This is a genomic window from Acidisoma sp. L85 (assembly GCF_009765865.1).
In the GTDB taxonomy this organism is placed as follows: Bacteria; Pseudomonadota; Alphaproteobacteria; order Acetobacterales; family Acetobacteraceae; genus Acidisoma.
The window spans coordinates 124,158-135,518 of the sequence record NZ_LMUQ01000018.1; the positions used below are offsets into that span (position 1 = coordinate 124,158).

General features: G+C 63.2%; 10 protein-coding genes. 3 read left to right on the forward strand and 7 right to left on the reverse strand.

The genetic code is table 11. From position 1 onward, the window contains the following. Positions 1-34: 34 nt before the first annotated feature. From GSQ83_RS03490 to GSQ83_RS03505, 4 genes are all read right to left on the reverse strand, one after another. Entirely contained in the window at positions 35-1,336 is a 1,302-nt protein-coding gene (locus tag GSQ83_RS03490) for a TfuA-like protein (RefSeq protein ID WP_158801488.1), read from the reverse strand. Then, positions 1,333-2,544, reverse strand: coding sequence for a YcaO-like family protein (locus tag GSQ83_RS03495; protein ID WP_158801489.1), 1,212 nt, complete (start codon positions 2,542-2,544; stop codon positions 1,333-1,335). The genes GSQ83_RS03490 and GSQ83_RS03495 overlap by 4 nt, the downstream gene beginning before the upstream one ends. After that, positions 2,541-5,810 carry an AAA family ATPase gene (locus tag GSQ83_RS03500; RefSeq protein ID WP_158801490.1) on the reverse strand — a complete coding sequence of 1,090 codons (3,270 nt, stop codon included), beginning with the start codon at positions 5,808-5,810 and terminating at the stop codon, positions 2,541-2,543. The genes GSQ83_RS03495 and GSQ83_RS03500 overlap by 4 nt, the downstream gene beginning before the upstream one ends. A 340-nt stretch (positions 5,811-6,150) precedes the next feature. Beyond that, complete coding sequence (locus GSQ83_RS03505; protein ID WP_158801491.1) at positions 6,151-6,855, reverse strand: Crp/Fnr family transcriptional regulator; 705 nt, start codon at positions 6,853-6,855, stop codon at positions 6,151-6,153. A gap of 191 nt (positions 6,856-7,046) precedes the next feature. On the opposite strand from GSQ83_RS03505, the gene GSQ83_RS03510 reads away from it, so the two are divergent. The 3 genes from GSQ83_RS03510 (at position 7,047) to GSQ83_RS03520 (ending at position 9,068) form a co-directional block, all read left to right on the forward strand. Then, a complete protein-coding gene (locus tag GSQ83_RS03510) occupies positions 7,047-7,742 on the forward strand; it encodes an isoprenylcysteine carboxylmethyltransferase family protein (protein WP_216849900.1) in 696 nt (231 codons plus the stop codon). 476 nt (positions 7,743-8,218) lie between these two features. After that, on the forward strand, positions 8,219-8,599 hold the full coding sequence (locus GSQ83_RS03515; protein ID WP_216849901.1) for a helix-turn-helix transcriptional regulator: 381 nt from the start codon (positions 8,219-8,221) through the stop codon (positions 8,597-8,599). A 16-nt stretch (positions 8,600-8,615) separates the two neighbouring features. After that, complete coding sequence (locus tag GSQ83_RS03520; RefSeq protein WP_216849902.1) at positions 8,616-9,068, forward strand: SRPBCC family protein; 453 nt, start codon at positions 8,616-8,618, stop codon at positions 9,066-9,068. Positions 9,069-9,102: 34 nt separating this feature from the next. On the opposite strand, the gene GSQ83_RS03525 is transcribed toward GSQ83_RS03520, so the two are convergent. The 3 genes from GSQ83_RS03525 to GSQ83_RS03535 form a co-directional block, all read right to left on the reverse strand. Beyond that, positions 9,103-9,255: a hypothetical protein gene (locus GSQ83_RS03525; RefSeq protein WP_158801493.1), complete on the reverse strand. Its 153-nt coding sequence runs from the start codon at positions 9,253-9,255 to the stop codon at positions 9,103-9,105. Between the two features lie 260 nt (positions 9,256-9,515). After that, positions 9,516-10,100: a glycine zipper family protein gene (locus GSQ83_RS31065; RefSeq protein ID WP_371417947.1), complete on the reverse strand. Its 585-nt coding sequence runs from the start codon at positions 10,098-10,100 to the stop codon at positions 9,516-9,518. 471 nt (positions 10,101-10,571) lie between these two features. Further along, complete coding sequence (locus GSQ83_RS03535; RefSeq protein WP_158801494.1) at positions 10,572-10,799, reverse strand: cysteine rich repeat-containing protein; 228 nt, start codon at positions 10,797-10,799, stop codon at positions 10,572-10,574. Positions 10,800-11,361: the final 562 nt, after the last annotated feature.

Sequence of the window (11,361 nt, forward strand, 5' to 3'; positions counted from 1 at the left end):
TCGCTTGTGCGTCGAGGGAGATGCCCCGGCCTCATCATGCCTGCGCCCGGACGAAGGTGTATTCGCGCCATACAGCGAGACGGAATGCCGCCTCGTCTGTCCAGCCGAACGGTGCCGGCGTGCTACCGTCCCAATTTGATCTTTCCGCGTACCAGCCGAGCGCCGCATCAAGCAGCGGTCCGGGTTCCGGCGCCGGTCGTTCAGCCAATTTGGCGTGCTTGGCTCGGGCCCGTTGCAAAAGCTCAGCGAATCTGCCGGTGAGGCGGAGGTGATCGATGATGGCGTTGTCGAGGCCAGGCGGAGGCAGCGTGAGGGAGGCGCTGATCCCTGCCTCGTCACGCACTGCCCGCCGCAGCCACTCGGCCGTCGCGGCATTGCCGGCGAGCCAGGCGTCGAGATCGGCGCGGCGGGTGAGGCCCCGCGCGAGGCGGAACCGGTCGAGCGCCAACCGGGCATCGTCGCTACGGGGTTCTGGGGCGGCGGCAATGGCGCAGAGGCGTCCGAGCGCGGCGCGGGCCGTGTCGTGCCAGTCATCCGTCCGCAGCCGTGCCTCTTCCAGCACGAGCGTCTCATCGAGCGCGAGCGCATCGCCGGCTGTAACGAAGTCATGCCACGCCTGGACGTATTCGAACCGAAATGGCGCGGCGAAGGGCGCTGGGCGGTCGGCCAAAAATTGGCGGAGCTTGTCCAGCAGCGCCAACGCATCGAGCCGCTTGCGCGCCACTGTTCCATGCGGCAGCCACGCTCGCAGATTGGTCGTCGTCGCTTGGTCAAGAGTATCGGCGGCCAGCGCGACGAGGCGCGCGATACTGCGTTCGCCGAAGGGCAACGCCTTGAGTTGCGTGGTGATTGCCAGAGCCTCCGGAGCGGTCAGGAGCCCCGCATCCGCCGCTGCGCGCAGAGTGTCGCGGAGGTCCACCATCGCGTCCGACAACGGCTTGTGGGCCAGTTCCGCCGGGGCATGGATCACCGCGACTTCGTCGTCATCCTCGAAGGGTTCGGCAAATCCTGGCCAGATACCATCGCGATAGGCTTCGAAGACTTTGCCGACGCCTTGCATGCCAAACGGCGCGAGTTCGGCGGCGCGCAGCGCGCCCATGCTCGCCGCGCCGAAGACGTGTACTCCCTCGGTTAGCGCCCAGAGAATCTCGCGGTGCCATACGGCAGGATCGTGCAGGAACACGCCGTCGATCAGGGCGATCACCACGGGCCGGTGCTCGTGCACGGCGCGCCAAATGTCGCCCTGCCGCGCCGGAGGCAGAATGGTGGCGGGCAGCAGTGCTGCCGCCTCGGCCGTGGGCAGGGTCGGGCCTGTGAAGACGATTGCTGCCGTCACGCGGCGGCTCGCGCGCGGGGGCCGAGCGGGTGCGCGTCGTTCTGCCAGGGGCCTTCCAAGCCGGGGATGATGACGCGCATGACGGGAATGCCGATCTCGGCTCGGCTGAGGTCGATGCAGGCCACCTGGGAAATCCCGCAATGTGAGAGTGCGGTCAGCGCTGCGTCGAGGTCGGCTTCTGGCGTCGCGTCGCGGTTTCGCGGGCGGAAGCGGGCGGCGGGTATCGTTCGCATGAGTTGCCGGGCCGCATCATCTCGGGCGGTGCGACCTGCGAAGTCAAAGCTCTCCGGCAAGAAATCATCGCGCGCGGCGGAAATCCGGGTCACGCGCGCCTGTGCGGCCTCGGCTAGCGCACGAGACAGGGCCACGTCGGCGCCGGCATGGCAGCCGGAACCGAATTCGGGCTCTACCCCGGCCACGCCATCCGCGTCGCAAATCAAGACGAGGAAGGCCGGAAGTGCGATGTCCGTCGTCACGTCCCAGATATGGACATCGACCGATGCCGCCGCGAACCGCGCGAGCATCCAGCGACTGACTTCGCCATTTATTCCCGCAGGGTCGATGCATCGTGCCGCCTGGCGTTCCGGCGACGCGGCATGCCATAGCGCTACGGCGTCGCGCTCGACGGCCTCGTAAATCCCCTGAAGCATGGCTTCGACCGGCGTATTCCCAGCGCCGAGCCCATTCGTGGTCTGACGGAACAGGCCAAAGCCGGAAGGTGCCGGCACGGTGAAGTCAGCGCTGACCAGTTCATACGGTACCCAAACGGGCGCGCCGGCCAGGAGATCGTGGGCGACATTCCATAGGAACCGGGCGTTGGCCGGGTCGCCCTGACCAGTCAGCGGCAACCGGTCCGGCGTGACCGCCGCGCCGTGGCGAACGATTTCGCTGGCGTAGCCCAGACGCAATGGCAAGTCGGCATTCTCGGCGTGCCAGCATTCCGCCGCTTCCATCACCGCCGAGACCTTGGCGGCGGCCAGCGTGCGGCCCTTTCCCTGATGCACGGCGATGGAGCGCGAGTTCGGCCGATAGGCGGCGGCGACGGGGATACCGACGATGTCTAGTCCTGTGAGAACGCCGACGCGGGTGATGCCGAATTGGCCCAGGATGGGACGTAGCCGCGCCAGCGTGGCTTCGGGAGGCACGTCGCGATGCGGACCACCCGTTACCGTTGCGGGCGTCAGGTCAGCGCCGAGCCAATCCTTCACACGAATCCCCCAACGGCGTGGGCATTCTGGCGATAGCGCGCAAGCAACTCGGCGGCCTCGGCGATTTCAGGTATTTGATCGTCATTCTCCACCTCGGCGAGCGCCCGCGCGAGTGCCGTGCCAGCCTCGGGCGTCATGCCGCGTCGCAGATCCAGTCGCGCCGCGCTCAGCGCGATGCGCAGACTGAGAAAGCTCGCGCCATGCTCTTCGGCCATCCGCGCCGCTTCAGCGAGCCAGGCGCGCGGCGTGTTCTCATCGGTGGGATCCCGCGCGGCTGTCGCCTCGCCCAGCACGCGCAACATGTCCGGAACCATCACCTTCAGGCCGCTGTCGACGAAGGTCTCGTGCGCTTCCTTCAACTGCGCGACCGCCTCGTCGGCGCGGCCGGCGCGGAGCAGCACTTCTCCGAGCAGAGACATATAAACGGGAAAATCCTCCTCGGTGCCGATGTCGCGCTGCCGGGCGATACCGTCCTGAAGCATTCGCAGCCCAGCATCGAGGTCTTCGCTGACGGCCTGTCCCCAACCTGTGAGGATGAGCGATTTCGCCTGATGGTCGGTGAAACCGTGTTCAGCCGTCATGCGCGCCAACTCGTTCGCATAGGAAAGCACCCCGCGCACGTCGCGAGCGTAGGCGCGATGCATAACCGCGCAGTCGAGCGCGTGGACGATGCTGCCCAGGTGGTTCAGGCCATGCCCCCATTCGAGCGCCAGACGCTCCTGCGCGCGGGCCTCCGTGAGCTGGCCCTTTTGCCAGAGCACCTCGCACAACTCGCCATGCGCGCAGACCTTCGCGTCATGATTACCGTAGAGCCCAGCGTGGTCTTCATAATCCCCGCCCGAGTAGATCGCCAAGCCCGCCTCGGCATGCAGGCGTGATTGTTCGAGCGCGCCAACAAAATAGTGGCTCGCCCAGGCGCAGTGGTGAGCCTCCAGCAGCGCTCCGTCATCGGCGAGCAATTGTGCACGCCGTAGCATCGACTCGGCGCGATCGGGCTTCGCGGCGTATTCCTTGGTGGTCCGCCACCATCCCCAGTAGATGGGAAAGAAGGCTGCATTCTCTGGCCGGTCGTCACAGAGCCCAGTCGCGGTTTCGTAGAGGTTGCGTGCCTCGGCCGAGCCCGGTCCGTTGAGGCCGATCAGCGCCGGGCCAAGCAGCGCCATGAATTGTAGCCGCAGGTCGGTCCATTCCTCGCCCAGCGCACCGATGCCTCGTTGCAGAAGTCGCGTCGCTTCCGTGAGGGCCGAGCGCGCCAGGCTGCGGCGCGCCGCATCCATCCAATGGGGCGCGGCGAAGTCTGGCCGGCCACCCTCGCTCAGATGCAGGGCTAGCAATTCCGGCCGCTGTGAAACCGAATCCGCTTCGTGTCGAGGCAGCGCATCGGCCACCCGCAGATGCATGCTGCGGCGCTGATCGCGCAGCACACTGTCGTAGGCCACGTCGCGCAGCAGTGCGTGGGTAAATGTGTAGGTCTCGATTGGCCCCGCGTGGTCGAGGCGCAGCACCCCGGCACTGGTGAGGGCGGCGAGCGGTTGCTCTAGCTCCGCGCGCGGCCAGCCCGCGACTACCGCCAGCAAATCCGCCTGTACCGAGCGGCCAATCACCGCGGCCACCTGGGCTACTTCCTTAGCGATCCCGGCGCGGTCGAGCCGTGCCATCAACGAATCCCGCAGGATGGCCGGGATCTCCGCGCTGGGCTCATCAGGCAATATAGGGGCGGGTAGAGCCGTTATCGTGCTGCCATCCGGGTTTTGGAGGGCCCGCAGCAACTCGACCGCGAAGAGCGGCACGCCGTCCGACTTTCGCACAACCTCCTCGACCAGCGCTGCCGGCAGTCTGCTGCGGCCGGGCAGGCCGCGCAGGATCTCGGCTACGTCCCGGGGATCCAAACGGACGAGATGCAACTTCGCGACGGATGTATCGGACAGCCACGGCGCCGGGGAACCTTCGCGCGCGCTGACCAGCAGCATCACCCGCCGATCCTCGATCCGGGCGGCCAGCCGCTCCAGCACCTCGAGCGAACTCGGATCGAGCCAGTGGAGATCCTCCACGACCGCGCAGAGCGGCGCAGCGTTCGACAGCGCGAGAAGTCGGTCGGCCAGCGCCGCAAGGATTGTTTCGCGGAGCTGTGCTGGCGAGTCGCCGATGCCGGGAGCGGCCGGTGCAACGCCAAGCAACTCGGCAAGGTCGGTTTCCAAAACCGGCCCAGCGGCGCCAGCGGTGGCGCCTGCCTCGGCGCGGAGCCAAGCGGCGAAAGGCAGGAGCGGGCTATCCACGTCGAAGGGGGAGGCTCCGAGCTGCACGACGTGACCGCCCAGCGCGCAGTGCTGAGTCAGAAATGTCTCGATCAGCCGTGACTTGCCGATGCCCGCCTCGCCGCTGACCAGCACGGTCTGCCCGACGCCCTTCATGGCAAGCGACCAACGGTCACCGAGGAAGGCGAGTTCGTCTACCCGGGCGCAGAATGAAGTGAGGTGTTGCCCCGAGGCATTCACGCCCCGTGTAGGCCGCGGCATTTCCCGCAGCACGCGCCACACTTGCCGAGGGGCCGCGAACCCCCGCATCTCGATCTGACCGAGATCCTCGCAGGCGAATAAGTCGCGGACCCGCTCATGGACCTCTGCCGCGATGACGACCCAGCCGGGCTCGGCGACCGCCTGGACCCGTGCCGCGAGATTGGGGGCCGAGCCGATGATGGTGCGGAGGTCAGCGGTGCCGCCAGCCAGCATGTCGCTGATGATGACGCGGCCCGTGGCGATGCCGATGCGTACGCGAAGCGGCGCCGGGGCGGGGGTCGCCAGTTGCGCAATGTCGCGCGCGATGTCGAGCGAGGCGCGCACCGCTCGCTCTGGGTCGTTTTCGGTCCCAACCGGGTAGCTGAAATAGGCCAAGATGCCATCGCCGACCTGCCTGGCGATGCTGCCGCCATAGCGCCGGATCGTCGCACCGCAGGCATCGCGGTAGCGGCGGATCACCTCCATCAGGTCTTCCGGCTCCAGAAGTTCGCCCAGTTCGGAGGAGCCGACGAGATCGATGAACACGATTGTTAGCGGCCGTCGCTCGGCAAGCGTGGTGGGCGGTAGGGGAGGCGGGTCGGGCTGGAGCTCAAGCACAGCGCGGCGGAAACGTCGCCGTTCGCCGATGGTCAGGCCGAGTTCCTTGAGGTCGTCCTCGGTCAGGTCACGCAGCTGCGCATGTTCGATCCGCTCGGCGCGGAAAGAATCGATATAATGCCCCAGTTCAATTGACCTAAGCCAGTCTTCCACTCAAATCCCCGGAGGCTCAATGAGCCCGGTGTCTAGCCATAGGATGCAGTCACGGCCAAGTTCAACGTCGATCTAGCGGATGATTATGCTTCCGATAGCACCGCGCCTGTCTCGCTGGCAGCGGTTGGTCGATTGGCGTTGTTGAGAGCCATGCGCTGCACGCGCATGGACAGTGCCGAAATTAAGTCGAGATCGCAAGTCACCGGCCAAAGCCGCGTCGCCATTCGGGAGACGCTCACTACCGAAATGAAATAGCCAAGACCTCAATGAGGGCTTTCAGTTCTTGCGAAAACCGCGGGTGTTTCCCGTTCGCGCCGGCATGGTCGGAACGTTGGCGGGTTCAATCCATTATCGCCTGAAGAGCATCGGGTTGGCGGAGGATAATGTGCCCATCCTCCTCGTCCAGAATGCCCTGTTCGCGCCACGATCTCAGCTGCTTGTTCACGCTTTCCCGGGTGGCGGCGATGAGCGAACTCAGATCGGCTTGCGAGAGCTTCAACTGGATCCGCCGACCCTGTTTGCCCTCCATGCCGTAACGGCTGCTCAGCTTCAGCAGCAGGCTCGCCAGGCGCATCGGGATGTCCATCAGCGCGACCTCCTCCAGAGCAAGACTGGTCGTGCGCAGCCGGTCGCATAGAACCGCTATCAGGCGAAGGGCGAGGTCCGGGTTCTGCGTCAGCAGGGGGAGGAAGTCGCGGCGCTCGATGAGTAAAACGAGGCAATTGTCCATCGCGACCACATTGGCGCTTCTGGGTCCGCCGTCCAGCAGCGCCAACTCGCCGAGTGTCGCGCCGGTCTCGTGGATCATCAGAGTCACCTCCTTGCCCTCGGCGGAGGTGGCCGTGACCCGTGCCCGGCCGGCGACCAGGACCATCATGTTCGAGCCTTCTCGGCCTTGTTCCAGCATGGTCTCGCCCTTGCGGAACCGGCGTTCCTTGACGCAATCGAACAAGCGCTCCCGTTCCGGCGGGTGCAGCACGGAGAAAAGCCAGCTTCGGCTGAGAGAGTCCCACTTCGTTGCCCGATCAATCGGGGTTATCAGCATCGGTGAAGTCCTCTTCGCGTCCGGTCCATCACCCCACGTCGCAGAAGCGCAGAGTTTCGTCTCGCGGCAGAGGGTGCGTCGAGCCACGCGGTATCGCAATGGGTGATCTGGCCAGTGCCCGCGAACTGGGAGAAGGCTATTGTGGGTTTGCCGGACGGGGGCCAATCGCCAGATGCTTCGATGGCGGGACAGTGACGGACAATAGGCCGATGATCACAAGGATGGTGGTTCAGACGACGAGCTGGCTGGCGGGGATGGGGGCCATCCTTTTCCTCGCAGCCGGCGACTGGGGCTGGCCGCAGGGCTGGGTTTTCCTGGGCGAGATCGCGATATCGAGTTTCGCATTGGGCTTCTGGCTGGCGCGCCATGACCCGGCCCTCCTCGCGACACGTCTTTCGGCGCCTGTGCAGCCGGATCAGCGACCATGGGACCGCGCCTTCATGGCCGCCGCCGCGCTCGTCTTCGTCACATGGTTGGTGGCGAGCGCCTTTGACGCCCGTCGCTTCAGGTGGTCGGTCGTTCCGTTTTGGGTGGAGGCCGTCGGAGCGTTGTTGATCGCGCTGTGTATGGTTGTCGTCTGGCAGACGTTTCGTTTCAATACTTTCGCGGCCCCGCAGATACGCGTGCAAAGCGATCGCAAGCAGCGCGTGATTAGTGACGGGCCCTACCGCATCGTTCGCCATCCCATGTATGCCGGCGCCCTGCTGATGTTCGTGGGGACGCCCCTGCTGCTGGGCTCCTGGTGGGGGGTGCTGGTCGTTCCACTCGCCATCGTGGGAATTGGTTTTCGAGCGGTGGGCGAGGAACGCATGCTGTGTGGCGAACTTGCAGGCTACGAAGAGTACACCCGGCGCGTCAGGTACCGGATGGTACCTGGTTTCTGGTGAGAAGACGGGTCTCTCGCTCGCCAGAGTGGCCCTGTCTTCTCAGCTTTCACTGGCATGCGAAGTCCACGGGGACGCGGCCTCCAGTATTCGCTCCGACAGATTGTTCAACGGCTTTCCTTCCATATTCGGTGCAATGCGATTGTGCGACCTGCTGCAGCTCGTCAGTACTCCGCAGGGCGGGATCCGCCAAGATTGTGATTCCGGTTGGGGTCGCATCGCGAACCTCATAGCCAGGCGACGCGTTCAGGGCGCAACCGGACAGTCCCAAGGCCGCGAAACCCAATGCGAGTACCCTTCGAATCATATCGCCTTCCTTCCTTATCTCGCCCTAGCGGGGCCGTTGGTGCGGCAGACTGTCAGGCCGCCGCATCCCGCGACAGTTAGCGTTCGGCTCCAGGATACGAGATGAGGCGTGGGATGCGAGCATCCATCATTTCCCCGGCGAGACTCCGAAAGCAACCTTGACATGCAAGTCGATGCTTGCCTATCTATATGCAGGTAATCACTTGCATAAGCTGCCGATGGCTGAGCGCCGAGACCATACCGACTTGCTGTTCAAAGCCCTTACCGATCCCGGCCGGCGTAAGCTCCTGGACCTGTTGCATGCAAATGACGGTCAAACGCTCAACGACTTGTGCGAGCATCTCGATATGACGCGGCAGGGCGTGACGCAGCATTTGGGTGTGCTGGAGGCAGCTAATCTGGTCGCCACCCTGCGCCGCGGCCGCGAGAAGCTGCATTTCCTGAATCCAGTGCCTCTACAGGAGATCTATGAGCGCTGGATTGCCAAATTCGAAAAACCGCGCCTGAAGGCGCTCTCGGATTTGAAACAAAGCCTGGAGAAAGCCGATGAGTAGATCGACCTTTGTCTATGTGACCTATATCCGCACCACGCCGGAGAAGCTTTGGTCAGCGCTGACTGACGTGGAGTTCATGAAGCAATACTGGTTCGGCATGCGCTGCGAAAGCCAATGGACAGCGGGAGCCTCATGGAAGCTGGTATCCGCTGACGGCCAGATCTTCGACGCCGGCGAGGTCGTCGAAGCCGATCCGCCACGGCGCCTGGTCATCCACTGGCAGCACCAGAACAAGCCCGAACTCAAGGCCGAGGGCTACTCGCAATGCACGATGGAACTGGAGCCGATTGGCACGGCGGTCAAGCTCTCTATCACCCACACCATCGAGCGCGAATCCTCAAAATTGATCGAAGCGGTGTCCGGCGGCTGGCCGAAAATCATCTCCAACCTGAAGTCCCTGCTGGAGACCGGCTACGCCGTTATGCAAGAGCCGTATCCCGTCGAGAGCGCTCACTCTGAGGAAGAGTAGCAAGGAACGGGGGGCTGCGCCCTTGACGTATCTCTTACTTAGGCTCGCAACTCCCAAACGCCGTATAGGCTTGACCATTGCCAATTGCCGCCAGACTAAAAGCACCGTCCTGATCCGCGACTGTGATGGTCCAGCTCAAACCATTCTGCACGCCGTCGAGCACAGCAAGCCCCTGATCCCGAGTCATGCGGTCGATGTTCGTTGACAGGGACGCCCCATCAGGCCTGCGAGCAGAAATGGTATGGTTTTTGCGATCAATCGTGAGAAGTTGCGGGGCGTTGATCGACTCGGAAGTCTCACGTCGGCAACCCTCCCCCGGAACGCAGGAGGCTAAATCCACTATTGCGCAGATGAGGGTCGAGTCGTCTGTCGCAGGGGATGCCGCCTCAGCATTGCTGCTCGCCATACCGAGTGCAGCGAAGAACGATAAAGCTCCCATAAAGTGTCTCATCCAACGGTGTATCCGCGTCCTTGCATACAGGTCCCAAGCGCCCGATTGTAGAGGGAACGCTGCTGAGACGCCGATGACTGCTGTTGCCTGTTTTGATCCCGCCGACGTATCCCGCCTATCAGAGCGCCGGAGGCGGCCCCGATTGCCGCTCCCTTGCCGGCATTTCCGCCGATCGCTCCTCCAACGGCACCCACGGCGGCACCGCGCACCGCTCCTCGCATGGGTGTGGCACCGTAGGGTGCTGGCTGGGGCGCGGCGAGAGACGGATCGTATCCACTCTGCTGCACAGCCCATCTATGGCATGCATAGCGATCTTGATCCTGCTGCGCGGGGCTTTGGCCCTTGGCTGGATAGATGACAAGACCTTGCGCTTGGCAAGGCGTCGCCGTGGCGACAGCTCCAAGAAGCATTAGCCCAATCAAGTGCCAGCCAAGGCTTTTTCGCCTGCTCATATCGCCGTTCCAGTCCACAACAAGCTCATGCCTTCGTGCCAGACACCAAGCCGAAAGTTTAGAAATCTGTATCAGCATGATGAGTTGGCCCGAACCGCGTCTTTGATCAACGGCATTCCCGATGACCATTCACGTAGGCGCATCCTTGCTGGAAGGCCTTGGTCGCGCTATTGCCGCGCCAGCCAGTCGCGCTCGTACCTGGTGCAACCCCATGATAGTAGCCGCCCTGCGGGGGATGATAATAACTGCCACTTTGCGACGAATGATATTGGCCCGTGTTCCTATTGTAGGAGTGGCCCGCCCCGGAGTTTTTATTATATGTCGCCGTTCCGTTCGTGCCGCTACAACCGGCAAAATTGGCAGTCTGACCGCACGACGCGAATGCCGCTGGTGCGGTAGCAAACAGCAGGCAGACAAAAACGATTAGGCGATTCATGTCCTGGCTCCATCTAAAGGATCGCCGGCAGCTGAGATCACCCGCCGCAACAAGCGGGCTTTATGAGTGGGGTACATTTCGAATTCCGCGAGGCGACGCTTTTCGTGCCACCTCCGGAAGTTGACTTTGAGTCGCAGATCATTTCGCGGCAACAGTCTTCCAACTTATTGAGACATCTCGCTTTCCTTGGCGTTTAACAGCGCTTGCAGGCAGGTGGGCGAGACTTCGCGCATATGCTTTTTCATGCATTTCTTGATTCGATTGTTGCCCGGCTCGACTTTGCCGCAGAGACGCTGGACGTCGGGCCCGCAAGCCTGCATCACCGTCTGCGCCATCGCGGCCGAGGATAGAGGGCCAGCAGTAAGCAGCAGGGCCAGAAAGATAGCTTTCATTGCCGCTGTTCCTAAACCATATAATTTGGAAAGACACGGTAGGGCATCAGACGCGACCGCGCTATGGATTTCTGAGAGCAAATATCGTCCCTATATCACTTGGAATGTATTCGCCCCGCTAGTTCCTCTCGGCAAAACGTGTCGCGGCGCGGATGGGTTGCCTCTACAATGCCTCCGCCGCAGCGCCACGTCCGGTCGATCTCGTCCCTGATCAATTTCCTTGCGCGGGAGAGTATCACCAGTGTTGTTTCTAGGATAGATTTGCGACCTAGCAATCTGAGGGCGGTGTTTCTGAGACTTACTCAAGGGTTTGCGATTGGCTTGATGGATGACATTAGGCGTGTCGTCGGAGCCGACAGCGAACATCACGCTCAATTAGCCCTATTAGGTTGAAATGACCCCAATTACCGAGAGCTTGCTCGTCCTGAGCGTGATTTTAGCCGCCGGCCTTCTCGGTACAGTCTTAACAGTCCGTTTGAGAAAGGTCAGTCATGGGCGATCCGGCGTAAAAGCAGGCTTCCCATGGCGACATGGATCATGGCCTCGGACACGTCCAGCCGGG

Bases quoted from the DNA above. Each gene is read 5' to 3' on its own strand.
- GSQ83_RS03525 (WP_158801493.1), bottom strand. From the start codon at position 9,255: ATGACTCGGGATCAGGGGCTTGCTGTGCTCGACGGCGTGCAGAATGGT.
- GSQ83_RS03535 (WP_158801494.1), bottom strand. From the start codon at position 10,799: ATGAAAGCTATCTTTCTGGCCCTGCTGCTTACTGCTGGCCCTCTATCC.
- GSQ83_RS31065 (WP_371417947.1), bottom strand. From the start codon at position 10,100: ATGGTCATCGGGAATGCCGTTGATCAAAGACGCGGTTCGGGCCAACTC.
- GSQ83_RS03505 (WP_158801491.1), bottom strand. From the start codon at position 6,855: ATGCTGATAACCCCGATTGATCGGGCAACGAAGTGGGACTCTCTCAGC.
- GSQ83_RS03515 (WP_216849901.1), top strand. From the start codon at position 8,219: ATGCTTGCCTATCTATATGCAGGTAATCACTTGCATAAGCTGCCGATG.